Source organism: Ruegeria sp. HKCCA5839, from assembly GCF_013035585.1.
Taxonomy (GTDB): domain Bacteria; phylum Pseudomonadota; class Alphaproteobacteria; order Rhodobacterales; family Rhodobacteraceae; genus Ruegeria.
On sequence record NZ_WQIE01000005.1, the window covers coordinates 188,079 to 214,483 of the forward strand.

The window sequence follows — 26,405 nt, forward strand, 5'->3', positions numbered from 1 at the left end:
TCAAATGACGCAAGCGTCACCCTAAAACAACGCAAGACTTGGTCGCGCCAGCATCAACCAGATTATACCCAGCACTGCAAAAAAGGCGGGAAAGCCACAAGCGAACCAAATGCGAAACAGTCTGAAATACTCCGGTGGCAGATCCGTTCTGTGCGCCACCGCCATGCCTGCCAAATTGCGCAGTTTCAGTTGAATCCACACAACCGGCAGCCAAAACAGGCCGGTCACGACATAGAGGAGTAGCGAGAGCACGATCCAACCTTCGCTGAAAGACCAGCCCAAGCGCCAGGCCAGCAACGCTCCGGTAATGGGTTGCACGATCACCGCAGTGGTCGTGAAGAGCAGATCGGCCAGGACAACGACGCCAGCTGTATGCGCGACGATGCGCGGGTCCCGGCTGCGATGCGCCATCAGCATGAAAAAGGCGATCCCGACCCCGGTGCCCAGCAAGACGCAAGCGCCGATCACGTGGAGCCAGCGCAGGATCAGATCCGGGTCCATCAGCGGGTTTCGAGCATTGGTCGCGCCAAAAGAGGCAACAGCATCGCGGGTAGGATTTTGACCAAGGGTCCCAATGGATCCAGCCAAAGGCCTGGCGTCACAGCAGTGGCCATCACCAGATACCGCAGCGCAACGCCAGCCTGTATCAAACAGACCCTTGCCGCCCAGGGACGCCACAGAAGGCAAAGGCCAAGCGCGAGATCAACAAGCGACCAGAACACAACGCTGCTGATGGCGGCCCATGTCGGCCAACCCGCATCGGTCAGAACGCTGGCGGCCGTTCCAAGCCCCAGCAGACCAAACAGCCCCGACAGCACCCAAAACAGGCTGAGCACGCCGATGACCAGTGGCAGTAGAAGTGACATGCGCGCGGCCAAGCGGTGTTCCCGGGCGCAGGTCAGATCGCCATAGATCTGCGGAAGCCCTGCCACCGACAGACCCGACGCGTCTCGGTACGGTCCCGGTTCGCCGGTGACGCCATCTTGCATCACCGTCATCGCATTGCTGCGCAAAGGTGATCGCCATCCCAAATTGCCCAGCCCATCGGCACAGGCAGCAATAGCGCGCGTCAGGAAACTGGGGATCGGCAAAGTGAACCGCGCCGCAGGAAATCCAAGCCAGTTTCGGGTTTCCGTCACAACCTCGACCAAGGGCCGAGATTCACCTTCAACCAGATCATAGCTGCCCTGTGGCAGTCGCCCCTGAATCGCAAGCGATACTGCGGCGCAAAGGTCTGCCATTCCGACGCATTGTACCGGCGTATTCGGGTAGGCGACCGGCTGCACCACAGGGATCGCCGCCAGCATCCGCAGCAAAGCCGTACCGCCGTAATCGCTCTGCCCGATCACCAACCCTGGCTTCAGAATCCAAAGCGGCGCACCACTGGCCATAAGCTCGGCATCGCCTGCGGCTTTGGTTCGCATGAAATCGGTCGAAGCTGTTTTCTCTGCCCCGGTGGCCGAAATCTGGACAATTGCGATACCTTTTTGCGCACACGCCTTTCCAAGTGCGCCGATGGCCAGATGATGCACCGTCTCAAGGTCGTCCAGAGATCCGTCTTGCAGCGCACCTGCGCAGTTCACCACAGTATCGATCCCGTCCAGATCGCCCTGCCAATCCGAAGCCGCGCCAAAGCCACGCAGATCGCCTTGGACCAGCTCTGCTCCAGGCAGGACGCGCGCGCCGGTTTCCATGTTGCGCACCATGCCTCGGACAAACGCGCCCTGTGCACGTAAAGATCGGGTCACGACCGCGCCAATAAACCCATAGGCACCCAGCACCAAGATACGTTTCCCACGCAACAACTGTTCGGACGTGGCCGTGTAACCTTATGTTTTTCGACCACATTAGTGAGTTTGCGCCTGGGCTCAAACCTTTTGGCAGGTTTTATGGATGAAACAGCGACCCGACCAGATAGGCGATCGCAGCTGCGGCGCCACCAATCAGCAATGTCTCACCCCCCGATCGCCACCAAGGCGCCAGTGACCACCGACTTTTGAGCGCACCGATGGCGAAAAAAACCGCCATCGTCATCCAGACCGACAGTGTAAAGGCGTCCGGCCAGGACATCACGAACGGCAACAGAGGGATCATCCCGGCGACCAAAAAGGCGAGAAAGGTCGCAACGGCTGCTTTCATCGGGTGCGGGTCGACGCTGCCCAACCCGTATTCACCTTCGATCATCAGGTTGATCCAATTGACTTGATCAGCGGTCACAGCATCGGTCGCGTCTTCCAGCACGCGTCCGGCAAGCCCTTTCTGCGCCAAAATCTCGCGCGCCTCTGCCCGTTCGCCATCAGGGTACAAGCTGATATGGCGCTGTTCGATCGCGCGGATGCGACGGATGTTGTCCAACTCGGCCTTGGTTCCGGAATAGTTGCCCGCCGCCATCGAGAACCCATCCGCCAGAACATTTGCCAGCCCAAGGGCCACGATCACGAAAGGCGACAAGCCCGCGCCCGCCACGCCTGCGACAATGGCAAAGGTGGTCACGGACCCGTCGATGCCACCATAAACCACATCGCGCAATACGCCGCGTCCGGGTGGCGCGTTGATCCGCGCGACAATTTCTTGCTGACTGTGGCCGTGGTCGGTCATGGCTGGCTCCGCCTTCATTCTGCGGAAACCGGCGCACCCGCGCTTTGCGACAGATCAAGTCTTGTTGAACACCCCGCTCAGCGCACGTTTGATAACGCCACGGGTCGAAGGCTTGTGACGGTCCGAGAACGGCAAAGGCCGGCACACCTCCATCGCGGCAACCCCAACTCTTGCAGTCAACGCCCCATTCACCAGACCTTCGCCAAAACGTCGTGATAATTTGCTGAGGACGGAGCCACCCAGAATGGGCTCAAGCAGGTCATCGCCAACAGCGACGGCCCCGGTTGCCACCAGATGCACGAACACAGCGCGGGTAAGGCGCCAACTGCCAAGAAACCCCGCGCGCCCTCCGTAGATCTCGGCGATGCGGCGGATCATCCGTAACGAACTTGCAAGCGCAGTGGCCACATCCGCCAGTGCCAAAGGAACCAGAGCCGTCACCGTCGCCACCTGACGCGCTGCCGCCTCGACCTCGCGACTGGCGGCGGTATCAAGCGAGGCTAGCAATTCGTCCTCGGCCAGGCCCAAAAGGCCGGACGCGTCGAACTGATCGTCCATGCGCTCGGTCAGGCGATCATGGCCCCATCGCGTCTCGTCCCGGCCTGCGTAGAAGGCCAGCAAGCGGGTGGTGACAGCACGCGCTTGTGCCAGATCCTCTTCGGCCAATGCAGTATCTGCCGCGCGGCGCATCCCATCGACCCGTGACAGACGGCCAATGGCGGCCAGTTCGCGGATCACAATGATCAACACGACACACAGCAAGGCGATGATCAGGCCAGAGACAATCGTACCCAGCACAGGTGACCGGTCCAAAAGCGATTGCGCAAAATCCCACGCAGCGACCGAGACGACAGCGCCCACAACCGACACCGAAAGCCCCCAGAACCATTTGGACAAGGCCGAAGGTTTGCGCGCAGCCAGCCGCGCGGCCCCCTGCATCGCATGCCCCTGAGGCTGGGCGATATCGGGCACAGGCGGTGCCTGAGCGACATCCGTTTCGGGAGTGTCGTCATCCAGATCGAAAAGTACTGGGCCTTTAGCCATCTGTGGCCTCCTGACGGGTCCAGCCGAGTTTAATGTCGGGCAGGTTCTCTTCATTGCCCGACCCATCGCCGCGCTCCAGCTCGACAAAACCGTTGCGTTCATAGAACCGGCGCGCGCCCTGATTGGCTTGAAAGGTGTAAAGGCTCAAGAGCGGGCTTTCAGACTTGGCGTCATCCAACAGCCGCTGCCCGAGCCCCTGCCCGCAAGACGCCCGGCGCAGATAAAGCGCGTGCACCTCTGCGCCGTTGCGCGCCAGAAATCCCACCACGCCCTTTTCGCTCACGGCCACCGTGACCCAGCCTCGGTCAATCATCTGGCCACAAAAGGCAATGGCCTCGGCGCCGCTGTGCAGTTTGGGCATCCAATCCGTTTCGGTGGCAAACCGGTGCAGGATATCACCCGTGGCCCCTGCATCCGTGCTGCGGGCCGGGCGCAAGAGGACAGTCACAAGCGGTCTCCGATCAGAAACTGCGCCGCCCGATCCAACCGGATATGCGGCGGGCCATCGCCTGGACGCAGGCTTAGGGCGGCGGGTGCGAACGACATGAAGCCATAATCGGCATCCAGCCAGCTTTGCGCGCCGTCCCGCGCCGGGGCCAGTAAATGGGCCGGATCTTCGGGCAAAGCGCCGGGATAAAACGCCGCCAGCTTTCCGGTCTCGGCCAACCGGCCGCGCACGCAAGGCAATTCGGTTCCGTTATGCGCCCGCATCTCTTCGGTTGTGGCACGTAGCGAGGCCAGCGACAGCGCTGCCGTCTCGGCCCCCGCAAATTTTGCACGATCCTGCGCGTCGCGGGTCAGCGCCTCCATGATCGCGGTCAGGCGCGGGTGTTGCAGATGGTGTAGATGATCCGCTTTGGTGGCCGCAAACAGAATGCGTTCGACCCGTTTGCCCAGCAAAAGCTGGGTCAACCACGCGTTTTTGCCGGGTCGGAAAGCTGACAGGATATCCGCCATGGCGCGCCGCATATCCTCGACCGCTTGCGGGCCTTTATGGATCGCGCCCAGCGCATCCACCAAAACGACCTGACGGTCGATGCGGGAAAAGTGGTCGCGAAAGAAGGGTTTGACCACTTGCGCCTTATAGGCCTCGAACCGCCGCTCAAGCTCGCGATGCAGGGTGCGGCGACGCGCAGCGCCGTCGACGGGCAGCGGTGCAAATGTCAAAACCGGAGACCCCGCCAGATCGCCGGGCAGAAGGAACCGCCCGGGTGTGCAGTCGTAAAACCCCGCCTCGCGGGCGGCATTCAGATAGTCCGAAAACGCCGTTGCAAGGCCCTGTGCGACCGGCTCCTCATGCGCGCCTGCTGGATCAACCTGCTCCAATTGCGTCAGAAATCCCGCAGCCTCGGGGCGCGTCTTGATCCGTGCAAGCGTTTCCGTGGACCATTCGGCGTAGCTCTTATCAAGCAGTGCCAAATCCAGAAGCCATTCGCCGGGATAATCTACGATGTCCAGATGGATGGTCCGGGGACCCTGCAACCCGGCCAATAACCCCGCAGGTCGCGCCTTGAAGGACAGCCGCAACTCAGAAACCGAACGCGTGCTTTCGGGCCAATGCGGTGACGGGCCGGTCAGCGCCGACAAATGCGCCTCATAGTCAAAGCGCGGCACGGTGTCATCAGGCTGTGGCTGCAGATAGGCGGCGTGAATGCGCCCCTCTTGCTGGGCCACAAGTCCGGTCATGCGACCGCGGTCCAACAGGTTTGCCACCAGCGACGAGATGAAAACCGTTTTGCCCGACCGCGCCAACCCGGTCACGCCCAGCCGGATCACCGGCTCGAACAGCGCTTCGGACACAGTGTCGCCGATGGTTTCGACACCGCGTGCCAAATTGTCTGCCAGCGCTGAAATGACCAATCTGTCGCCCCGCAAAAATCCTTTCCCCCAAGATAGGTAGCACCCGCAGCACATGCCAGCGCTTTTCCCGCTCTTGCCCCTTTTGGCCGTGCGCGCTACCAGCAGCACATGCCCAGATACGCGTTGAAAGTCGAATACCAGGGGGAGCCGTTTGCCGGATGGCAACGGCAAAAGGACCAACCGTCGGTGCAGGGTGCGATTGAACGGGCCCTGTCGTGCATTCAACCCGGCGACCACACCATAGCAGCTGCCGGGAGGACGGACGCGGGCGTCCATGCGTTGGGGCAAGTGGCCCATTGCGATCTGGTCAAGGATTGGGACCCGTTCCGCCTGTCTGAGGCGTTGAACTATCACCTCAAGCCTCAGCCGGTGGCCATCGTTGGCGCCGCGCGGGTCGCTGATGACTGGCACGCCCGGTTTTCAGCGCTTGAGCGTCAATATCTGTTTCGCATTCTGATGCGCCGCGCACCTGCGACCCATGACAGGGGTCAGGTTTGGCAGATTAACCACGAGCTTGATGTGACCGCTATGCAGGCCGGTGCGGACATGTTGCTGGGCCGTCATGATTTCACAACGTTTCGGTCATCAATATGTCAGGCAGCCACCCCGGTCAAAACCCTGGACGAGCTGCGCGTCGAGCAGTTGCAAGGGTTTTCCGGCCCCGAGATCCATTTCCACGTGCGTGCCCGGTCCTTCCTGCACAATCAGGTGCGCAGCTTTGTCGGTACGCTGGAACGGGTTGGTACCGGGGCCTGGTCACCGCAGGATGTGCGTGATGCGTTAGAGGCCAAAACCCGCGCCGCCTGTGGGCCGGTTTGCCCGCCGCAGGGGTTGTATCTGGCGCGGGTTGGCTATCCTGAACCGGTGTTTGACTAACTCAGATCGCGCGCAGCAAAAGGCCGCTGGCGATTGCCGCGATGATCAGACCGGCAAGCAGTTCGATCGTGGGCGCAAGGATCGCCGCAAAACGCGTGGCCGAGGCTGAGGCCAACAACCCGCCCCGCAGGCCAAAGGATGTCCAGCCCACCAATGTGGTGACTGTCGCCGTGCCCAGCGCCATGGCAAAAGCGCCCGCGACACCGACCATCGCGATCCCCATCTGCCAGGTCAGGATCAGAACGAACAAGGCGCCAGTACAGGGTCGTACCGCAATCCCCGCAATCAGCGCCAGAGCTTCTCGCAGCGATCCGACATTTGCGACCTCTTCGGCTGTCGGGCCATGTTTGTGACCGCAGCTTGAACAGACCTCTCCGTCATGGTGATGATCATGGCTATGATCATGGCTATGATCATGGTGATGGTGGTCCTGCGCCTTGCCACTTTGATGCTGTCGCGCAAAGCCACGAAGGGCACGAAACACCAACCACAACCCGATCAGAGCAATTGCGCCATAGCTGACAGGTGCCATGATGCGCTCGGTGGTGCCAACCAGCGTCTGCCGCGACATCTGGAACACCAACACTCCGGCATAGACCAGTACAACAGCTGTCACGGCTTGGCCCAGGCTCGACAATACGCTGATGGCCGACAGACGCCAAAAGGCCACTTGTCGACCCAGCCCGTAGCCTCCGATCAGAACCTTTCCGTGCCCCGGTCCGATTGCATGGAAAAACCCGTAGGCGAAACAGACACCCAGCAGCGTGGCAACCGCCGCCGGTTGTTCCGCCTTTGCCGCCCGCAAAGACCGGGCGATCTGGTTCTGAAAGGCCCTTTGTTCGCCCGCAGCCCAGGCCGCAAGGCTGTCGAACCCGCCGCTGCCCCAGAACCAGAGCAGAACTGCGCAGGCCAGAAAAACCGGAATAATCAGGTATCGGGACATGTCAGGCGGATCTCGGTTGCAAAATTCTCGCCCACCAGCGGAATGTCGTTTTCTTCCAGATCGTAATCGGCATCCAGAGTCAAAAGGAACGCCTGCATCTGCGCAAGCTGACCGTCGATATCGGGATCAATCCGTTCGATCATGCAGGCCGAGCCACCTTCTACGGTAACCGGCCGGGTCATGTCGTAATAGGTGTAATAGGTCTCATCAAACGCTTTGGCTGACAGGCCGGTGGCTGGCACACCACCGCCTTCCACGGCACGCAAATGCGTTGTGACAATACGCCCGTTCTCCGTTGTGGCTGTCGGCTCCATCGGACCGGACAACGGCACAACGACACCGTCGCGCGCGATAACGAGATCGCCATTATAGCCCTCGACCCACTGCGCATCGAAACCAGTCAGATACTCGGTTTCGGCTTGGGTCAGGATGCCATCCGCGTCATTGTCCAGACGAAAATCTTCGAGGATCAGCAACGAATAGAACTCATCATACGCCCAGGTCACCCGAACATGGGTCAGTTGACCGGTCTCATCAATGATCAGCTCGAGCCCGGTGTCGATGAATACATGCGGATGGGCCGCCGCCGACAGGGGCAAGCAAACCGCAATCAAGGCTTTGGTCCAGATACGCATGATACGAAGATAGAATGGTGCCCCCCAAGGGGCAATCAACATTCACCCATTCCTGCGAAAACCGGCCAATTACCGATGCGGTGGAAACAGCACCAGGGTTTGCAAAGCCGTCCCAACCGGCCCTTGTGTGTCATAGAGCACCGATTGCGACATGCCGATCCCCGAGCTTTGCCAATGCGAGACTGACTCGGAGGCGAGCCAGTCCGAGACAGGTTCGCGGTGGATATTCACCGTCAGATCCGTGTTCATGAATCCCATCTGGGTCGTCGGCGCGTTCCACGAAATACCGTTGCCGCAGTCAGCCAAAGGACACAGCGCCTGAATCGGCGATTGGACCTCGCCTTCCAGCAGTTGCGGCGTGCGCATCCATATGGTCTTGGGCCCGGCCCCCTGGTTGCCACCTTTGGGATAGGCAATTTCAGAATGATGCGCAAAGCCCGTTAGATCGTGGCGCATTTCACCAATGGGGAACGGCCCGTCCACGATGGTCTCAAGCCGTGGTCCAACCTGTTCGACATTGGGAACATCACCAAGATCACGTCGGGTCAGATGCATGGTTGTGGCCGTCGCGCATAGCGTGTCGTCCAGATCATGCACAGTCACCCGCGTTGTGCCCAGCGTCTTGGTGTGCCGGGTTGTCTCGGCGGCGACGCGCAACCCGGCCAACGGCAAAGGCCGCAGCAAGTCGACCGTCAGCCGGGTCAGCATCTTGTCCGGGCCAATCTCGGTCTCGGCGGCCCGCACGATCAGGCCACTCACCGGACCGGCATGGCAGTGATCTGCCGACCACGGCCCCCGCGCGGCATCATTGCCCACAAAAACCCCGTCATCGCGCAGGTGGAAATAGGCGTGCTGGTCCAAGTCGATGGGGGCAGACAAAGGTGCTTAGACCTTTTCCTGAGTGTATTTCTTCAGTTCGGCTCGCGCCACCTGACGGCGATGGACCGCATCCGGCCCGTCAGCAAGGCGCAGGGTGCGCACGTGGGTCCAGGCATTGGCCAGTGGCGTGTCTTGGCTGATGCCTTGTGCACCAAACATCTGCACCGCTTCGTCGATCACCTTCAGGGCCACCCGGGGCGCGATCACTTTGATCTGGCTGATCCAGGGTGCTGCCGCCCGCGCATCGCCCTGATCCATGTACCATGCCGCCTTCAGGCATAGCAGTCGGGCCATTTCGATCTCCATTCGGCATTCGGCGATAATGTCGTAATTGGCCCCCAACTGAGCCAGTTTCTTACCAAACGCCTCGCGCCGCAGCGACCGTTGGCACATCTGCTCAAGCGCGGCTTCGGCCTGTCCGATGGCACGCATGCAGTGATGGATGCGTCCGGGCCCAAGGCGTCCCTGCGCTATCTCGAACCCCCGGCCTTCGCCCAGTAGCATGTTTTCGGCCGGGACGCGCACATCCGAAAACCGGATATGCATGTGACCATGGGGCGCGTCGTCATGGCCATAGACTTCCATCGGGCGCAGGATTTCGATGCCGGGGCTGTCTGCCGGAACCACGATCATCGATTGACGCTGATGTTTGGGCAGGTCTTCACCACCGGTTTTGACCATCACGATGTAAACTTTACAGCGGGGATCACCGGCCCCGGACGACCACCATTTTTCACCGTTCAGGACGTAATCTTCCCCATCGCGCACACAGGACATCGAGATGTTGGTGGCATCTGACGAGGCCACATCCGGCTCGGTCATCAAATAGGCCGAACGGATCTGCCCATCGAGCAGCGGTTCCAGCCACTCTTGCTTCATTTTTTCAGAGCCGTAGCGTTCGAACACTTCCATATTGCCGGTGTCTGGGGCCGAGCAGTTGAACACCTCGGCACCAAGCGGTGTCTTGCCCATCTCTTCGGCGAAATAGGCATATTCAACCGTTGTCAGCCCATAGCCCTTGTCGCTGTCTGTCAGCCAGAAATTCCAAAGACCCGCCGCTTTGGCCTTGGCTTTGAGCCCCTCAAGGATTTCCGCCTGGCGTTCTGTATATTGCCAGCGGTCGCCCTTGCCGATTTCGTCGTGGTATTCCTGTTCCAGCGGCATGACCTCGTCTCGGATCATATCGGCCACGCGTTGCAACAGAGCTTGATTCTCTTCACGCAGTCCAAATGTCATGGTCATGGCAAATCCTCCTTGGCCCCGGTGCATGGGCTTTACCTTTGGCCGAAGGATGGCTTAGCTGGCCGCAGGCGTCCAGTTGGGTGACGGAACGTCACTGTAGGAAATTCCAAAGTAAGGAACCGGCGAATGGCTCTGTTGATTGAAACCGGAATGACGGGATGGATTAGCAATGAGGACCTCGCCCGAGATATCGGAAAATCCGCCCCGGATCTGGACCTGCGCACACCCGAAAACCTGGGCAATCCCGAAGAGATCACAATGATGGCGGTTGCGAACCTGAATACGGACCGTATGCGCGGCCTGCCAAATCTGAAGCTGATCCAAAAGCTGGGCGCCGGGGTCGAAACAATTGTTCATAACCCCGCACTGCCTGACCACATTCGGGTCACCCGTCTAAAGCCTGACGCCCCAGCGCAGGGAATCGCCGAATGGTTTCTCGCCTATATCCTGCGCCACCAAAGGCACATGGCGTTTCATCAGGCCGCCCAGAGCCGGTCGGAGTGGGTGTCAAAAGCCCCCGTATATACGCCCGATACTGTCGTGGGCGTGCTGGGTCTGGGCCATATCGGAAACCGCACCGCAACGATGTTGAACATGATCGGGTTTCAAGTGATGGGATGGAGCCGATCGCCAAAGCAGATCCAAGGCGTCACCTGCCTGCATGGTGCAGCTGCTTTGCCGCAGCTCTTGAGCCAATGCGACCATGTCTGCGCCATCCTGCCGTCCACTCCTGACACAACGGGCTTGTTCGATGCTCGGATGTTGGCGCAGATGAAACCTGGCAGCCAATTATTGAACGCAGGCCGAGGCGATTTGATCGACGAAGCGGCGCTGATCGCCGCGCTGGATCAAGGTACTCCCGGCCACGCAGTTCTGGACGTCACCAGCAAAGAACCATTACCTGCCGATAGCCCCCTTTGGCAGCATCCCAGCGTTACGATCACGCCACATGTATCGGGCTGGTTCCTGGGCGACGCGCTGACCGATGTTATTGAGAACTTTCGCCGACTCACAGCGGGTACAGATCTGTTGCACGAGGTTGACCGCGCGCGCGGGTACTAGGCGCGCACCGTCAGGGCGACAAAATCCAGTTACCATTACCGTCGTTGCAGCGCCGCGTTCGGATCTCGCGCGCATTTTCACCGGCCGGTTCCACGAAATGTTGCAGAATGACGCAATTGTCTTGAACGGCCCCGATCCGGATCACGCCCTTGGACCCGGTCTCAGCATTCACCCAAGAGCGTTCTTTGCCTGTCGAAGGCCCACTTGCCAAAAGTTCGTTCGAATTGGCGCTGACAACCTCGAAATCTGCCGGAGTCAGCCCCATCTCGGCGATGATCCGAGACAGCGGCTTGGCTTGCGCGGCACTTGTAGCCAGTACCAACGAAATAACGGCCAAAGTAATGCGGGCATTCATAGCGGCCCCTCCTGCTAAAACGTATTGAGATCAGCTTACAGCGCCCAATCGGCAGCGCCAAGACCACCTTCAAAATATCCCGAACAATCCTATCGCAACGCCAACTCTAGGCGCGTATGCAACTTCACCCCATAGTCACTGCAACACAGCTCCGAGGCAGCAGATGAAAAACCCCAGCTATTACGCGCCACAGGGCGGGCACCCCGACCAGACGCAGCTCTTGACTGATCGCGCCATGTTTACCGAGGCTTATGCGGTCATCCCCAAAGGCACGATGCGTGACATCGTGACAAGCTGCCTGCCCTTCTGGACAGGCACACGCCTCTGGGTCCTGTCGCGCCCCCTCAGCGGATTTGCAGAAACCTTTTCGCAATACATCATGGAGGTGCAACCGGGTGGCGGCAGCGACCGCCCCGAGACCGACCCACAGGCTCAGGGCGTTCTGTTTGTTGTGGAAGGTGCGATTACCTTGACACTGGGTGGCGAAAGCCACGTGCTTGAGGAAGGCGGCTATGCCTATATCCCACCGGGCAGTGACTGGACGCTGCACAATCGCGCAGGCCCGGTCGCACGGTTTCACTGGATCCGCAAAGCTTATCAGCCGGTCCAAGGCCTGCCCCTGCCCGATCCGATCATCACCAACGAACGCGAGATTGCCCCAAAACCCATGCCCGGCACCGAAGGCCGCTGGGCCACAACACGGTTTGCCGACCCCGACGACATGCGCCACGACATGCATGTCAACATCGTCACCTTTGAACCCGGCGGCGTCATTCCTTTCGCTGAAACCCATGTCATGGAACACGGGCTGTATGTTTTGGAAGGCAAGGCAGTCTACCGGCTCAACCAGGATTGGGTCGAGGTCGAGGCTGGCGACTATATGTGGCTGCGCGCCTTCTGCCCGCAAGCCTGTTATGCCGGGGGGCCGGGGCGTTTTCGCTACCTGCTCTACAAAGATGTAAACCGGCACATGCCGCTGTCTTTGTCACGCTGAGGTGTTCCTTCGTATCGGGGCTTCACAGAACCGCCGCAATCTGATGAGATGAAAGAAGTTCAAATACGGAGACTGTTTTATGCGATTGCGCGCCCTGACTTTGACCCTTTGCTGCACCTTGGGACTTTCAGCTGTGTTTTCGGCTCCGGTGGCCGCAGCGGAAGACACCAAATCCGTGACGGTTTTCACAAGGACATGGGCCGTAACTCAGGTCGCCGATGAGCCGGTGATTTATCGCGCAACCCGCGACAACAACAACCTCAACCCGTTTGGCCGTCCTGCGATGCTGCGCACCACGCAGGCCATCGCGGCCATTCAACAGGCCACCGGCTGCAAGGTTATTGTGAACAGCATGTATCAAAACATCTCGGGCCAGTTCTTTTCGCAGGTGAACTGCGGATCCTAAGCCCTTGAATGGGCATTGAGGTCCTTGGGACCTCCTGCCATAGCTTGCGCATGAAACTCGCGATCAATGGATTCGGTCGGATTGGCCGCACGATCCTGCGTCAGGTTCTGGCCCTGCCGCAAGGATCAGATGTCGAGGTGGTGTTGATCAATGACATCGCACCACTGGACACCTGCGCTTACCTGTTCAAATACGACAGCACCTTCGGACCTTATGCCGGTGATGTCGTGGCCGAGAGCGCTGCGCTCAATATCGATGGCCGCAGTTACCCGATGACCCACAGCGCGGATCTAAGCAGCGTGAACCTTCAAGGCGTCGATGTCCTGCTCGATTGCACCGGCATTGCGCGCACCTCGGATGTTGCCCGTCAGGGTCTGAGTGCGGGGGCTCGCAAAGTGCTGATCTCTGGCCCATCGCCTGCCGCCGAGATCACGCTTGTGCTGGGAGCCAACGACGACGCGCTGGGTGACGCGCAGATCGTGTCCAACGCGTCCTGTACCACGAATGGGCTCGCACCATTGATCAAGGTTATCGATACCGTGGCGGGCGTCGCATCGGCGCATATGACCACGATCCATTGCTACACCAACAGCCAACCCATGGTGGACGCGCCACGCGGCGATCTTGCCCGGTCTCGCGCCGGAGCCCTCTCGATGGTGCCCACAACCACCAGCGCCACTCACCTGATTGATGAGGTTCTTCCGCATCTTGCAGGCCGTATTTCAGGTGCCGCTGTTCGTGTTCCCACCGCCAGTGTGTCCGCCGTTGATCTGGTGGTGACCCTTGGACGCGAGATGCAGGCGTCCGAATTCGACACGGCATTACGCTCTGCTGTCGCGGCCTCACCTGTGCTGGGTTGGACAGATGATCCCCTGGTCTCTTCCGACCTGCGCAGCCGCAGTGAATCGCTGGTCATCGCTGGACCCGAAACACGGCAGATCGGCGCTCAGCAGGTTCGCGTGTTTGGCTGGTACGACAATGAATGGGGCTTTTCTGCGCGCATGCTGGACGTGGCCCGCCTGATGGCGTCGTGCTGACGCAGGGGGCGGGCCTGCCCGCACCCTGCCCGGCCCAACCGGTCAAGATGCATCTTCGATGCATGCGGACCGGGCGGGAGCTCTCTGTCAACCGCTGACAACCTCGTAGGGCGCATCGAACCAGAACTCTTCCAAATTGTCCCCAGCGCCGATGCGGTCAACCACCGCAAACAAACCTGGCCCGTGCAAGGGCGTCAGAACCCCATGCCAGGTTCGGCGATGATAGTTCACCGCCTGCCCGGGCTGGGTCAGAAAAGCCTGTGGCCTTCCGGGCTGGCCGTTGTGATCCTTTGCAACAATCACCAGAAATGGCTGGTAAGTCATCGGGATAAAGGCCTGACTGCCCTCAGGATGCCGTTCAACCATATCCAGGTGATACGGCAAAGCGCGCGGATTTGCGTTGAACAGGCTGATTCCGGCTCGCCCTTCCACAAAATCCAGCTGCGCGCGATCATGGAACCGCTCACATTGCCCCTGGTTGATGATCTTGTCCGGCGCACCGCCCGTGTGGATCAAATCCCCAAACGGTGCGAAATTCTGGGCCGAGATCGGCTGAATCACGACCTGGCGGCTCATGACGGCAACAGGTCACGCAGACGAAATTCAGCGATCCGCTCCACCTGGCGGCAGGCCTCGGCAAACTCTGTCTCGCGATCCTGTTCGATCCGCCGCTCAAAAGCCAGCAGGATAGATGCCTTGTCATGATCCCGCACCGCAATGATGAAGGGAAACCCGAATCGCGCGGTATAACGCTGGTTCAGATCCGTGAACTGTGCCCGCTCGGCGTCGGTCAACGCGTCCAACCCTGCCGAGGCCTGCTCGGCCGTACTGTCCTGCGTCAATCTCTTCGCCTGCGCCAGTTTGCCTGCCAGGTCTGGATGTGCCGTAAGCACGCCCAACCTTTCTTCCTCTGTTGCGGATCGGAACATCCGACACAGGGCGTTGTGCACCCCACCCGCCGTGTCATGAGCCGGACCAAGTTCCAGTTCAAAGGCCCGCTCGGCAATCCAGGCAGAGTGTTCGAATACCCCGCCAAACCGCTCGACAAAGCTTGCCTTGTCCATCTCCGATGGTCTCGCCCGCGGCTCCGACGGATGGGTGCTGGCCCAATGCTTGGCAATCTGCAACCGCGTCGCGAACCAGACATCCGAGAACCCGCGCGCATAGTCCAGAAACCGCCGCAACGCCATGATACGCCCGGGGCGACCGATCAGACGGCAATGCAACCCAATGGAGAGCATCTTCGGGGCACCCGCCTCACCCTCTTCGTAAAGCGCATCAAAACTGTCTTTCAGATAGCTGAAGAACTGATCGCCCGCATTGAACCCTTGAGGGGTTGCAAAGCGCATATCGTTACAGTCCAGCGTGTAAGGTACGATCAACTGATCCCGCCCGCCGGTCTTCATCCAATAGGGCAAGTCATCCGCATAAGTATCTGCCACATAGTCAAAACCGCCCTCTTCCGCGACCAGACGCACGGTGTTTTCCGAACACCGCCCGGTATACCAGCCGCGCGGGCGGGACCCGACCACCTCGGTATGCAGGCGGATCGCTTCGGCAATCTGCGCGCGCTCTTCGTCTTCGGGCATGTCTTTATGCTCAACCCATTTCAGCCCGTGGCTGGCGATCTCCCACCCGGCGTCTTTCATCGCGGCCACCTGATCCGGCGAACGCGCCAAAGCTGTTGCCACGCCATAGACCGTGATTGGCAAATCCTTCATCAGCCTGTGCAGACGCCAAAACCCGGCGCGTGCGCCATATTCATAGATCGATTCCATGTTCCAATGGCGCTGCCCTTGCCATTGCGCCGCGCCCACGATTTCAGACAAAAACGCCTCTGACGCGGCATCCCCGTGCAAAACACAGTTCTCACCGCCTTCTTCGTAGTTCAGCACGATCTGCACAGCCAACTTTGCGCCACCGGGCCATTTTGCATCCGGCGGTGTTGCGCCATAGCCGATCATGTCGCGAGGGTAACGAGGCGCTTGCATGGCATATTCCAATTCATCTTCGTGGTGAAAGCAGAGTTACCCTAGAAAATTCCAAAGGATTATCAAATCAATCCGAACGCAGTTTCCGGCGATTTCTACAGTTCCAAGGCGTGCGCGTTTGCGCCAGTGTAAAGCAAAAGCCGCTTAGACCTCAGGAGATCCCGATGGCAGGTTATCTGACAACCCATGTTCTGGACACAGCTCTTGGCCAACCTGCCCAAGGGATCAACATCGCGCTCTACCGCGTGTCCGGGAATTCGCATCGCAAACTGATCGAACTTGAAACAAACGAGGATGGCCGAACAGACAGCCCGATCCTGCCACCGGAGAAGTTCAAAACGGGTACATATGAGCTGATCTTTTTCGCAGGCGACTATCTGCGTGCGACCGGCCAAGATGGGCCAGACCCCCTGTTTCTGGACCAGATCCCGATCCGGTTCGGCATGTCCGATCCTGAGGCGCATTATCACGTGCCGCTTCTTTTGTCGCCTTACGGCTATTCAACCTATCGCGGCAGCTGAGCTGTTTTGGTCGGGCTCCCGCCCGTCAGGCCCTCTTGTCAGAGGTCCTTCCCGTTGGGCCCAGCGCCGCGCCTTACAGGCACGACGCGGTTGTTCTGCTGGACCAAGGGCACGCTCTCACAATCCGACGCTACCGCGCCGCGGTTTTACCGCGGCGCCACGCCCAACGCCGCACAGGGCCGGAACGGCACAAGCGGGGCGGGAGCGCTTTTAGCTGATATGCTCTGACTGCCTGACGACTTTCGCAATTCGTTCGATCATGAAATCCATGAACAGACGCGCCTTGGGATCCTGATGGCGGCGATGCGTGTAAAGGCAAGCCATTTGCACCGGCACTGGCGGTGTCTCGGCCGCAACGGGCACAAGCCGCCCGGCCTTTAGATGCTCGGCCACTTCAAAGACAGGTTTCAAAGCGATGCCCTGCCCGGCGACGGCCCAATCGGTCAGAACGTCGCCGTCATCGCATTCAAACCGACCCGAAACGGCAAACCGTTTTGGCCCGTCTGGTGTTTCCAGTAGCCACTGAAACTCGGACGCGCCCGGGTATCGCAGATTTAGACACTCATGTTTGTCCGAAACCAGTGCCGCGCCACAGGGCGGCATTCCGCGGCGCGCGACATACTCGGGCGCGGCACACAAAACGCGCTGGCAATCGGCGATTTTGCGGATGCGCAACGTGCTGTCTTCCGGCTGCCCAATGAAAAACGCCAGATCCAAACCTTCCGTTGTCAGATCGACGGAACGATCCGTCAGGCGCAATCGAACATCGATCTCGGGGTATTGCGATAGAAACTCTGGCACATGCGGAGACAACAGACGCCGCCCGACCCCCAAAGGCGCCGCCACAAACAAAGAGCCCCTGGGCACTTCGGTAAGGTTCATGACCTGAGCCTCGGCATCATCGACCGCATCCAACACCCCCACGGCACCGGGGTAGAACGCCCTTCCCTGTTCTGTTGGCGTCAGGTTGCGCGTGGTGCGCTGGAACAAACGCACCCCCAAATGGTCCTCCAACTGCGATATCCGTGCGGATGTAACTGCCGGAGAAATACGCAAATCCCGTCCGGCTGCAGACATACTGCCCAAATCATAGACCCTGACAAAGGTGCGGATGTTGTCGAGATAGGACATCTTATCGTTTTTTTTGATACAGTTTGACAATATACGGGAATACCGAAGAAAACCCCGCTTGCCTAGTGTGGCGCCACCCTGTCGGAGAGCCCTTTCATGTATGATTTCGCGATTTTCTGGGATTGGATGGCCTTTGCCGTTCGGTGGCTGCATGTGATCACGGCCATCGCCTGGATAGGCTCGTCATTTTATTTTATCGCGCTGGATCTGGGGCTGAATCGCGACATTCCCGGCCCGGCAGACGGTGAAGAATGGCAGGTGCATGGCGGTGGCTTTTATCACATCCAGAAATACCTCGTCGCACCTGAGCGAATGCCGGACCATCTGACCTGGTTCAAATGGGAAAGCTATGCGACCTGGCTGAGCGGGGCCGCGCTGCTGATGATCGTCTATTGGGTCGGTGGTGAGCTTTATCTGATCGACGCGCAAAAGGCGGATCTGGCCTTGTGGCAAGGCATTCTGATTTCTGCGGCGTCCCTGACCATCGGGTGGTTGGTGTACGACTTCCTGTGCAAGTCGAGCCTGGGGCAACGCCCAACCCTGCTGATGATCCTGCTGTTTTGTCTGCTTGTGGTGATGGGCTGGGGCTATAACCAGATCTTCACCGGGCGCGCCATGATGCTGCATCTGGGCGCGTTTACCGCGACGATCATGACGGCAAATGTGTTCTTCATCATCATGCCAAATCAGCGGATCGTGGTGGATGATCTGAAAAACGGTCGCACGCCCGACCCCAAATACGGCAAGATTGCCAAGCTGCGATCGACCCATAACAACTATCTGACGCTGCCCGTCGTCTTCCTGATGCTGTCGAACCATTACCCGCTGGCCTTCGCGACCGAGTATAACTGGATCATTGCAGCCCTGGTGTTCTTGATGGGTGTCACCATCCGTCATTATTTCAACACCCGCCATGCCCGTGCCGGAAACCCGACCTGGACCTGGCTGGTCACGGCCCTGCTGTTCATCGCGATCATGTGGCTGTCATCAGTCCCCATGTATCAGCCGTTGGAAGAGGCAGAGGCCACCCCGCTGACACCGTACGAGCAACGCTTTGCCGCAGCCGAAGGGTTCGAAGAGGCCCATGACATCGTGCTTGGCCGGTGTTCCATGTGTCATGCACGCGAGCCGGTGTGGGAGGGTATTCTATGGGCCCCTAAAGGTGTTTTGCTTGAAACCGAGGCCGACATTGCGCGCAATGCCCAGCAGATCTATTTGCAGGCCGGAGTGACCCATGCCATGCCACCGGCCAACGTCACCTACATGGAACCCGAAGACCGCGCCGCTCTGATCCGCTGGTTTCGCAACGCCGATCTATGAGGTCGGGCTCAATATTTGCCAAAATTGGTGGCTCGACACACAAATTATGCTTCCCCCAGCCTACGTCTGATGATCTAATATAGGAATAACAATATATCGCCTCGGATAAGGGCGATGAGATCGATTTTCGCTTGGGGCGGTGGAAACGCATGAGATTCAGGGGCAAGCCTATTGGCGCTTTGGGGCGGTGTTTGGTTTTCACTGTTGCCACTTTTGTGCCCGGCTTTGCAGCAGCATTGGACGTCTCGCTTTCGGCCCCCGGCGCGCCAAAAGAGTTGGTCAACCGGTTGGAAGAGACCTCTTCTGTTTTCACCGCCGACTCTCGTGGCCTCGATACCTCAATAGAGGTGCTGTCTGCCGCATTATCGGATTACCGCACGATCGTTCAGATCATGTATGACGAGGGCTATTTCAGCCCTGTTGTCAGCATCAAGCTGGATGGTCAGGAAGCCGCAAAAATCAATACGCTGGAAGCTCCTGCGCAATACAAGACCGCGACGATTCTTGTCACACCCGGGCCTACATTCACCTTTGGCGAGGCCATTCTCGCGCCTGTTGCACCAGATACAGTTGTTCCCGAAGAGTTCGCGACTGGCAAACGCGCGACCACGGGTGCCATTCAGCAGGCCGCATCTGCAGGTGTTCAGGGCTGGCGCAATGCCGGTCATGCCAAGGCAGAGGTTGAGGGCCTGCGTATCATTGCCCGGCACGCTCAGGCCCGGCTGGATGCAGATATAGAACTGTCCCCTGGGCCGCGCCTGACCTTCGGCAAGATGATCATCGAAGGCGACAGCCGGGTGCGCCACCGGTCGATCGAAAAGATTGCAGGTTTCCCCACAGGCGAGGTTTATTCGCCCGAGCAAGTTCAAAAGGTCGGGACCCGACTGCGGCGCACGGGTACATTCTCGGTCGTTTCCTTGACAGAGGCGGAAACACCAAACCCCGACGGCACGCTGGACTTTACCGCTACGTTCGAAGACCTTCCTCCACGCCGCCTGACCTTTGGAGCGGAAATCGCGTCGCGCGATGGCTTGGACCTGAGCGCAACATGGACCCATCGGAATGTCTTTCGCAGGGCCGAGCGCCTTCGGTTTGAGGCCACCCTGCGCAATATCGGCGGAGCGGAAAACCTGGACGGCAGGATAGGCCTGCGACTGGATCAACCGGATCGTCTGGGCCCCGATGACAACACGTTCTGGAGTGCGTTGCTGGAGCGAAGAAACACTGAGAACTACAATGTCACACTGGCTTCGGTGACCTATGGTGCACGGCGCACGTTTTCAGACAGGCTCTATGCCGAAGCGTCTTTCGGTTTCCAATATTCGGACGCAGATGATGCGTTTGGAAGCGGCCGAAAGTTCCGCTATCTGGTTCTGCCGGTGCGATCCGAATGGGACCAGCGTGACAGCAAAGTGAGTGCAACGCGGGGTTACTATCTGGATTCGCAAGTCATGCCTTTTGCCGGTTTGTCAGAAACGGACAGCGGTATTCGCTTGTTCTTTGATGGGCGTGCCTACAACGATCTGGGCACAAATGGCCGCCTTGTACTGGCGGGGCGGGTTCAGATCGGTTCGGTGCTTGGACCATCGCTTGACGGCGTGACACCCGATTTTCTGTTCTTCTCGGGGGGGGCCGGAACGGTGCGCGGGCAACCATTTGAAAGCCTGGGCATCCCAATTGGAACCGGTGTTGTCGGAGGCAAGTCCTTTGTTGGCCTGTCCGCGGAAGTGCGGGGCAAGGTCACGGATGCGCTGTCTTTGGTCGGGTTCTACGACTTTGGCGTTGTTGACACCTCGTCTTTCGTGGGCAGCGGTGCGGAACAACATTCTGGTGCCGGTTTGGGTGTGCGCTATGATTTAGGTGGCTTTGGCCCGTTGCGCTTTGACCTTGCGCTGCCGGTTCAGGGCACGACGGGCGACGGATTGCAGTTTTATCTTGGGATCGGGCAGGCCTTTTGAGACGTGAGACCGCATATCCTCTGCTGATCGCTGCTTTGGCGATCTGCGCGCCCGCTCCGCTGGCTGCGCAGGATGACGGCGGTGGCAGCATGATCGAGCGGTTCCTGCAGGACACTTTATCCGGCGATGATCAGAACGTACGCGTGATCGGGCTCGAAGGTGCGCTCAGCTCACGCGCCACGATCCAGGAAATCACCGTTGCGGACGACGAAGGTGTTTGGCTGACGATCAAAGGCGCCGAGTTGGATTGGAACCGCTTGGCACTGATCCGTGGGCGCTTCTCTGTAAATGCCTTGACCGCACAAGAAATCGATATCGCCCGCGCACCTGGCACCACGACCAAGACCGAGACGGAAACACCTTCGGCCGAGGTTACGCCGTTTCAATTGCCTGAGCTGCCGGTCGCAATTCAAATCGGCGAGTTGCGCATCGACGACCTGTCTTTGGGCGAGCCCTTGATCGGTGTTGCGGCTGAGTTGAAGATCGAGGGCAATTTGTCTCTGGCAGATGGCACTTTGGACACTGCACTGGATATCGATCGCGTGGACCGTGCCGGGGATACAATCGAACTGAAAGCTGGGTTCAGCAACGCCACTCGCGAAATCGATCTTGATCTGACCGTATCCGAGGCATCCGGGGGCCTGATATCGACCGCGCTGGGGATCCCTGACAGCCCGCCGCTGAGCGTCACCGCCAAAGGGGCTGGTCCGGTGACTGATTTCACAGCTGATATCGGCGTTAGCAGCGATGAATTCCAACGATTGAGCGGTCGGGTTCAGCTGCGCTCTGCTGTGCCAGATGGGACGATTGCGGACGGGATTGCCTTTACCGCAGACATCGGTGGCGATCTGACACCGTTCCTGGCCGAAGAGATGGATACCTTTTTCGGCACCGAGACCAAGGTTTTCATAGACGGGCAGACACAGGCGGGTGGTGGGCTCGATATCTCGGACATCGAAATCACGGCGCAGGCGCTAAAGCTGGAAAGCCAATTGAAACTGGCAGCAGGCGGTGCCTTGCAACTGATTGCGGTTCAAGGCCGGATTACGCCGCCCGAAGGCGACCGTGTCGTCTTGCCGGTCAGTGGTGGAAAGACCTCCATCGGGGCGGCACAGCTGTCGGCGCTGTTTGATGCTCAGAACGGAAACCTGTGGGACCTGAGCTTGACCGCCAATGATGTCGATGCGGATCAAATCAATCTGGACCGCGCGCAAATCGCAGGTCAGGGGACCTTGGATCAAAGCAACGGCTTTGCCATCGACGGCGACCTTCAAGCGGCGCTGGACGGCATAAACATGTCTGATCCAGCACTGACAGCGGCCATCGGAAACCGGGTAACCCTTGATGGTCTGTTTGACTATGGCGACGATCAAACGCTGACCCTGTCTGGTTTCGAGCTGATCGGCAGCGACTACCAACTGGAAGCGGATGCGGTTGTCACTGGCCTGTCCACCGGTTTGCAGATAGATGGCTCAGCTTCGGTTCGCGCCGATGACCTGTCGCGCTTTTCCGACATCGCCCAACTCGATCTGGGTGGTGCTGCATCCCTTTCTGTCTCCGGGGCCGGTTCTCCGCTGGAGGGCAGCTTTGATGCTAAGATTCAGGTGGACGGACGTAACCTGTCAACTGGCCGCGACGATATCGACCCTGTGATCGAAGGTGAGACACAGATCTCGGTCGACGCAAAGCGCGATACCGACGGTATCACCATTCGGGACTTTACGATCACCTCGCAAGCTTTGACAGCGCAAGCCGATGGAGTTGTGACGACACCTGATGGCAATCTGACCATCGACGGGCAGGCCAATGTCGATGCACGCGATCTTTCGATCTTTGCCGGTCTTGCACAGCAGGACCTGACTGGCGCGTTGCAAGCCAAGGTAAACGGTAAAGGCACGATTCAAACGCTTGAGTTCGACGGCACCGCGAACATCGTAGGCGACAACGTCCAGACCGGACTGGAACAGTTCGACCCACTTCTGACCGGCACGGTGAAGATTGACTTTGACGGTGCGCGCAGCGGTGATCAGATCACGATCCGTTCTGCATCCGTGAACGGGGCTGCTGCGACGGCCGAAATTGCCGCAACCATCGAGAACCTCAGCGCGGAACCCAACGTTGATGGTCAGGCCCGGGTGACTGCACCTGACCTGTCTGTGTTTTCGGGCTTGGCGCAGCGTGATCTTTCGGGTTCGCTGCAGGCGCAGGTGCAGGGCAAGGGCGATGCCGCCACCAAATTGTTTGATGTGCAGGGCAATCTGACCGCAGATGACATCACCACCGGGATCGACGTGCTGGATAACCTCGTTCAGGGCCGCACGACCTTGGTTGTGGATGCCGAAAACTCGGACGACGGCCTTAGTGTCCGCAATTTTCGCCTGACCGGCACTGCGCTGAGCGCTGACGCGTCTGGCCAATTGGACCGGGCTGCCGGGGGGCTGGATTTTTCCGCGCGATTGGACGATCTGGCGCGCTTGTCGGCCAGCCTGTCTGGCCCCCTGCAACTGAGCGGGAATGTTGCGCCGACATCCACCGGGTTTGAAGGCAATGCCAGCCTGCAAGGCTCCAACAGCTCTTATGCCAATCTGACCGGGAGCGTGGAAACGAATGGTGACGCCGATCTGGATTTCGAGGCGCGTCTGAACCAGCTTGAACGGTTTGTTCCCGAATTCCCGGGAACAATTTCGGCCAATGGCGCGGCCCGGCGCGATGCCGGCGTCTGGACTATTGACGCCAAGGCTGAAGGGCCGGCGCAGATCAACTCGACAGTGGCCGGAACTTTTGACGAAAGCGCGGGAACGGCTGATCTGAAGATGCGAGGCGGCCTGAACATTGCTGTGGCAAACGCTTTCATTTCACCCAACACTTTAGAGGGAACAGCGCGGTTCGACCTTGCCTTGAATGGCGCTCCTTCACTGGCGGCGCTGAGCGGGACGATTTCAACGTCGGGGTCAACCATGGCAATCCCCGGCGCAGGACAAACCATCACCGGCATCGGCGGATCTATCAATATTGCACAAAGCCAAGCCAATATTGCATTGCAAGGCGGGCTGCGCGCAGGTGGCGGGTTTACCATCAACGGCCCGGTCGGTCTGACCCCGCCCTTCAACGCACAGGTCACCACTTCTTTGAACAGCTTGGTGCTGACAGACAGGCTGCTATACGAAACGACGCTGGATGGTCAGATTGTCTTTAACGGCGCTCTGGCAGGCAACAGTTCGCTGGCCGGTCAGATCAATTTTGGTGAAACGAATATCAACCTCGCGGCTGCATCGGGCGCTGTCGGGGCGGCCCCTATTCCCACTATTGAACATACCGGCGAAAACTACGCGAGCTATGTCACCCGCGAACGCGCTCAGTTGGTGGAAAAGGCAGAAAGCAGCAAAAGCGATTCCCGAATTGCTCTTGATATCAACCTGCTTGCGCCCAAGGCCGTCTTTGTTCGCGGGCGCGGTGTGAACGCAGAGCTTGGCGGGCGCATCAATATCGGGGGCAGTTCGGCGGCTGTTGTGCCTTCGGGTCAGATCGAATTGATCCGGGGCAATATCGACATTCTGGGCCGCCGCCTGGCGCTGACCAAAGGTGTCGTGACGCTGCAGGGCGACCTGACGCCTTACATCGAGTTCGAATCCTCAACCAGCACGTCCGACGGCACCGCGACAATCGAAATTGCTGGGCCATTGGATTCGCCGGAAGTTGATGTTTTCTCTGATCCCGAGCGCCCGTCCGAAGAAGCTCTCGCGATGCTTCTTTTTGGCAACCGCGTGTCCGAGCTTTCACCCTTCGTCATCGCTCAGATGGCTGCGTCGCTGGCGCAGTTGAGTGGCGCGGGCGGTGATGCCACCAAGGGCGTGCGAGATGCGACGGGCGTGGATACCATCGATCTTGGCACTACGTCAGGCGGTGGTGGCAGGCTAGGTGCTGGAGCTTATCTGAGCGACAATCTTTATACTGACTTCACGGTTAACACCGAAGGCGACACCGAGGTGAACCTGAACCTTGACGTGACCGACAACGTAACCGTCCGTGGAACAGTCGACGGGACCGGTGACACCGGCCTGGGTATCTTTTTTGAACGGGACTATTGATCCCAAACGACACAGATCTGTACCGATAAAAGAAAAGGGCGGGTCCAAAGACCCACCCTTCGAGACGCGCAATTTCGTCTGATTAGAAGTTGAAGAGAACACCGAAGTCGGCTTGCAACGTGCTATCCGATGCCAGACCGCGTTCCGACTGACCGATACCCCCGCGAAGGGATGTACCACCACCCAAGTCATAGACGACACCGATGCCATATTGTTCCAGATCATCTGCACCGGTACCGTCGCCATAGGCAAAGGTCAGAGTCGTTGCGGAACCGACCTTGTAGGATGCAGATACACCATAGGCTGTTCCGTCACGATCCGCATTCAGCACGTCGTCATCCGCCAAGAACAATGTCCCGAAGAAGTCGCCGAACTCAGCACCCAGAGTAAAGACTGTCAGGCTTTCAGTGCCGAAAACCAGATCGGTTTCACCATAGGCCAACGCTGCCGTAATGTTGTCGAACGTATAGGAAACGCTGACATCCCAGCGATCTGCGTCTTGAGCCACTCCGCCCAACGCAACAGTCTGCTGGTCGTAAGAGGCACCAAAGGCGAAGTCACCGACGGCATACTGGAAGAACACCGCGTTCGAACCGGAACCAGTCGATGAGTACTCGAGGAAACTGTAGTCTACGCCGGAATACTGTCCGATGAACTCTTCCAGACCCGGCTCGACACCGAAATAGTTCGGCAGGTTGTCAAACGCACCTGCCACGTTGCCAGCATCTACGCGCAAACCACCGTAAATCACCGAGAACCGCGCGCCGTTCAAACCGGCCTCATTCGCTTCACCAGTTCCCGAATCTTCGTCAGCCTGAAGCCTGACACGACCCGAAAACTCAACACCACCATCTGTCTCGGCGTTTACGTCAATGTTCAGACGGAACCGCGATACAAGGATGGTTTCATCCGTGTCCACGGTGGTCGTACCAGCGGATGCACCTCCCGCGGTGAAATTTTGAACATCACCGGTACGGTCTTCCTCATACCCCAGACCAAACCGCGCAAAGCCGCTGAAGTTAATTTCTGCGCTTGCAACACCTGCAGTGGCAATCAGTGCCGTTGTTGCGTAGAGAACGTTTTTCATGGTTCTTTTCCATCAATTCGTGAGAGAGTGAGCTATCAAATTTGGCTCGTCGCCTCTTCCGACGAAAGCAGTTGAGTCGCAACACACCCGAAACCCTTATTTTCAACGGCCCAAGGTTCAAAGCCGCTACCAACCCCAACGCTTGTGGGGCTTGAGCTTTCACTTCATCCACTCGGGAAACCTGAAAACGGGCTTAAATACTGAGGAATTTCGCATCTGCAGAAAAATCTGAGGTTGCTTTTCGAAATCCGCCACGACAATCCATCGCAGCGAACGCGTTTGCCGAAACGAAGAGAAACGTCCGAAAAGACACAGCCGGACAGATCATATTTTTGTGTACCGGTCCAATTATTGAAAACGGCTTTTTTGTTCCTATCA

General features: G+C 58.9%; 24 protein-coding genes. 9 read left to right on the forward strand and 15 right to left on the reverse strand.

Annotation, left to right across the window (positions count from 1 at the left end; genetic code table 11):
• Positions 1 to 21 precede the first annotated feature (21 nt).
• The 6 genes from GOV38_RS14905 to GOV38_RS14930 all read right to left on the reverse strand — a co-directional run bounded on the left by GOV38_RS14905 (position 22) and on the right by GOV38_RS14930 (position 5,502).
• Positions 22 to 501, reverse strand: a complete 480-nt coding sequence (locus GOV38_RS14905; protein ID WP_171209484.1) for a DUF2269 domain-containing protein — start codon at positions 499 to 501, stop codon at positions 22 to 24.
• Positions 501 to 1,802, reverse strand: a complete 1,302-nt coding sequence (locus tag GOV38_RS14910; RefSeq protein WP_254430590.1) for an SDR family oxidoreductase — start codon at positions 1,800 to 1,802, stop codon at positions 501 to 503. Before GOV38_RS14910 ends, GOV38_RS14905 begins: the two co-directional genes overlap by 1 nt.
• 85 nt (positions 1,803 to 1,887) lie before the next feature.
• Positions 1,888 to 2,598 carry a VIT1/CCC1 transporter family protein gene (locus GOV38_RS14915; RefSeq protein ID WP_171209483.1) on the reverse strand — a complete coding sequence of 237 codons (711 nt, stop codon included), beginning with the start codon at positions 2,596 to 2,598 and terminating at the stop codon, positions 1,888 to 1,890.
• Between the two features lie 54 nt (positions 2,599 to 2,652).
• Positions 2,653 to 3,642: a YcjF family protein gene (locus GOV38_RS14920; RefSeq protein WP_171209482.1), complete on the reverse strand. Its 990-nt coding sequence runs from the start codon at positions 3,640 to 3,642 to the stop codon at positions 2,653 to 2,655.
• Positions 3,635 to 4,090 (reverse strand): GNAT family N-acetyltransferase, encoded by a 456-nt coding sequence (locus GOV38_RS14925; RefSeq protein WP_171209481.1) that lies wholly within the window; start codon positions 4,088 to 4,090, stop codon positions 3,635 to 3,637. Before GOV38_RS14925 ends, GOV38_RS14920 begins: the two co-directional genes overlap by 8 nt.
• Entirely contained in the window at positions 4,087 to 5,502 is a 1,416-nt protein-coding gene (locus tag GOV38_RS14930; protein WP_171209621.1) for a YcjX family protein, read from the reverse strand. The genes GOV38_RS14925 and GOV38_RS14930 overlap by 4 nt, the downstream gene beginning before the upstream one ends.
• A 108-nt stretch (positions 5,503 to 5,610) precedes the next feature.
• Here GOV38_RS14930 and truA point away from each other — a divergent pair, with 108 nt between their 5' ends.
• Positions 5,611 to 6,378, forward strand: coding sequence for a tRNA pseudouridine(38-40) synthase TruA (gene truA / locus GOV38_RS14935; RefSeq protein WP_171209480.1), 768 nt, complete (start codon positions 5,611 to 5,613; stop codon positions 6,376 to 6,378).
• A gap of 1 nt (position 6,379) precedes the next feature.
• Here truA and GOV38_RS14940 read toward each other — a convergent pair whose 3' ends face one another.
• Genes GOV38_RS14940 through GOV38_RS14955 form a run of 4 tightly spaced genes read right to left on the reverse strand, consistent with a single transcriptional unit; the run spans position 6,380 to position 10,077 of the window.
• Positions 6,380 to 7,321 (reverse strand): nickel/cobalt transporter, encoded by a 942-nt coding sequence (locus GOV38_RS14940; RefSeq protein WP_171209479.1) that lies wholly within the window; start codon positions 7,319 to 7,321, stop codon positions 6,380 to 6,382.
• Entirely contained in the window at positions 7,306 to 7,998 is a 693-nt protein-coding gene (locus GOV38_RS14945; RefSeq protein ID WP_254430589.1) for a DUF1007 family protein, read from the reverse strand. The genes GOV38_RS14940 and GOV38_RS14945 overlap by 16 nt, the downstream gene beginning before the upstream one ends.
• 27 nt (positions 7,999 to 8,025) lie before the next feature.
• Entirely contained in the window at positions 8,026 to 8,835 is an 810-nt protein-coding gene (locus GOV38_RS14950; protein ID WP_171100470.1) for a thioesterase family protein, read from the reverse strand.
• A gap of 6 nt (positions 8,836 to 8,841) precedes the next feature.
• The gene (locus GOV38_RS14955) at positions 8,842 to 10,077 is read right to left on the reverse strand and encodes an acyl-CoA dehydrogenase family protein (protein ID WP_171209478.1); all 1,236 of its coding nucleotides are present in this window, start codon (positions 10,075 to 10,077) and stop codon (positions 8,842 to 8,844) included.
• A 126-nt stretch (positions 10,078 to 10,203) separates the two neighbouring features.
• On the opposite strand from GOV38_RS14955, the gene GOV38_RS14960 reads away from it, so the two are divergent.
• On the forward strand, positions 10,204 to 11,139 hold the full coding sequence (locus GOV38_RS14960) for a glyoxylate/hydroxypyruvate reductase A (protein WP_171209477.1): 936 nt from the start codon (positions 10,204 to 10,206) through the stop codon (positions 11,137 to 11,139).
• A gap of 10 nt (positions 11,140 to 11,149) precedes the next feature.
• On the opposite strand, the gene GOV38_RS14965 is transcribed toward GOV38_RS14960, so the two are convergent.
• On the reverse strand, positions 11,150 to 11,494 hold the full coding sequence (locus GOV38_RS14965) for a hypothetical protein (RefSeq protein ID WP_171209476.1): 345 nt from the start codon (positions 11,492 to 11,494) through the stop codon (positions 11,150 to 11,152).
• Positions 11,495 to 11,657: 163 nt separating this feature from the next.
• Between GOV38_RS14965 and GOV38_RS14970 the strand changes: the two genes are divergently transcribed.
• The 3 genes from GOV38_RS14970 (at position 11,658) to GOV38_RS14980 (ending at position 13,931) form a co-directional block, all read left to right on the forward strand.
• Positions 11,658 to 12,488, forward strand: a complete 831-nt coding sequence (locus GOV38_RS14970) for a bifunctional allantoicase/(S)-ureidoglycine aminohydrolase (protein WP_171209475.1) — start codon at positions 11,658 to 11,660, stop codon at positions 12,486 to 12,488.
• Positions 12,489 to 12,567: 79 nt separating this feature from the next.
• Complete coding sequence (locus tag GOV38_RS14975; RefSeq protein ID WP_171100480.1) at positions 12,568 to 12,894, forward strand: hypothetical protein; 327 nt, start codon at positions 12,568 to 12,570, stop codon at positions 12,892 to 12,894.
• Positions 12,895 to 12,944: 50 nt separating this feature from the next.
• Positions 12,945 to 13,931, forward strand: a complete 987-nt coding sequence (locus GOV38_RS14980) for a type I glyceraldehyde-3-phosphate dehydrogenase (RefSeq protein ID WP_171209474.1) — start codon at positions 12,945 to 12,947, stop codon at positions 13,929 to 13,931.
• Positions 13,932 to 14,018: 87 nt separating this feature from the next.
• Here GOV38_RS14980 and GOV38_RS14985 read toward each other — a convergent pair whose 3' ends face one another.
• Positions 14,019 to 14,507, reverse strand: a complete 489-nt coding sequence (locus GOV38_RS14985; RefSeq protein ID WP_171209473.1) for an ureidoglycolate lyase — start codon at positions 14,505 to 14,507, stop codon at positions 14,019 to 14,021.
• Positions 14,504 to 15,922, reverse strand: a complete 1,419-nt coding sequence (gene puuE / locus GOV38_RS14990) for an allantoinase PuuE (protein ID WP_171209472.1) — start codon at positions 15,920 to 15,922, stop codon at positions 14,504 to 14,506. Before puuE ends, GOV38_RS14985 begins: the two co-directional genes overlap by 4 nt.
• Before the next feature lie 164 nt (positions 15,923 to 16,086).
• On the opposite strand from puuE, the gene uraH reads away from it, so the two are divergent.
• Positions 16,087 to 16,443 (forward strand): hydroxyisourate hydrolase, encoded by a 357-nt coding sequence (gene uraH, locus GOV38_RS14995; RefSeq protein WP_171131555.1) that lies wholly within the window; start codon positions 16,087 to 16,089, stop codon positions 16,441 to 16,443.
• 210 nt (positions 16,444 to 16,653) lie between these two features.
• On the opposite strand, the gene GOV38_RS15000 is transcribed toward uraH, so the two are convergent.
• Complete coding sequence (locus GOV38_RS15000) at positions 16,654 to 17,574, reverse strand: LysR family transcriptional regulator (protein WP_171209471.1); 921 nt, start codon at positions 17,572 to 17,574, stop codon at positions 16,654 to 16,656.
• A gap of 96 nt (positions 17,575 to 17,670) precedes the next feature.
• Here GOV38_RS15000 and GOV38_RS15005 point away from each other — a divergent pair, with 96 nt between their 5' ends.
• From GOV38_RS15005 to GOV38_RS15015, 3 genes are all read left to right on the forward strand, one after another.
• A complete protein-coding gene (locus tag GOV38_RS15005; RefSeq protein ID WP_171209470.1) occupies positions 17,671 to 18,894 on the forward strand; it encodes a urate hydroxylase PuuD in 1,224 nt (407 codons plus the stop codon).
• A 149-nt stretch (positions 18,895 to 19,043) separates the two neighbouring features.
• On the forward strand, positions 19,044 to 20,852 hold the full coding sequence (locus GOV38_RS15010; protein WP_171209469.1) for an autotransporter assembly complex family protein: 1,809 nt from the start codon (positions 19,044 to 19,046) through the stop codon (positions 20,850 to 20,852).
• Positions 20,849 to 24,940 carry a translocation/assembly module TamB domain-containing protein gene (locus GOV38_RS15015; RefSeq protein ID WP_254430588.1) on the forward strand — a complete coding sequence of 1,364 codons (4,092 nt, stop codon included), beginning with the start codon at positions 20,849 to 20,851 and terminating at the stop codon, positions 24,938 to 24,940. The genes GOV38_RS15010 and GOV38_RS15015 overlap by 4 nt, the downstream gene beginning before the upstream one ends.
• Positions 24,941 to 25,022: 82 nt before the next feature.
• Here GOV38_RS15015 and GOV38_RS15020 read toward each other — a convergent pair whose 3' ends face one another.
• Positions 25,023 to 26,027: a porin gene (locus tag GOV38_RS15020; protein WP_171209468.1), complete on the reverse strand. Its 1,005-nt coding sequence runs from the start codon at positions 26,025 to 26,027 to the stop codon at positions 25,023 to 25,025.
• Positions 26,028 to 26,405: the final 378 nt, after the last annotated feature.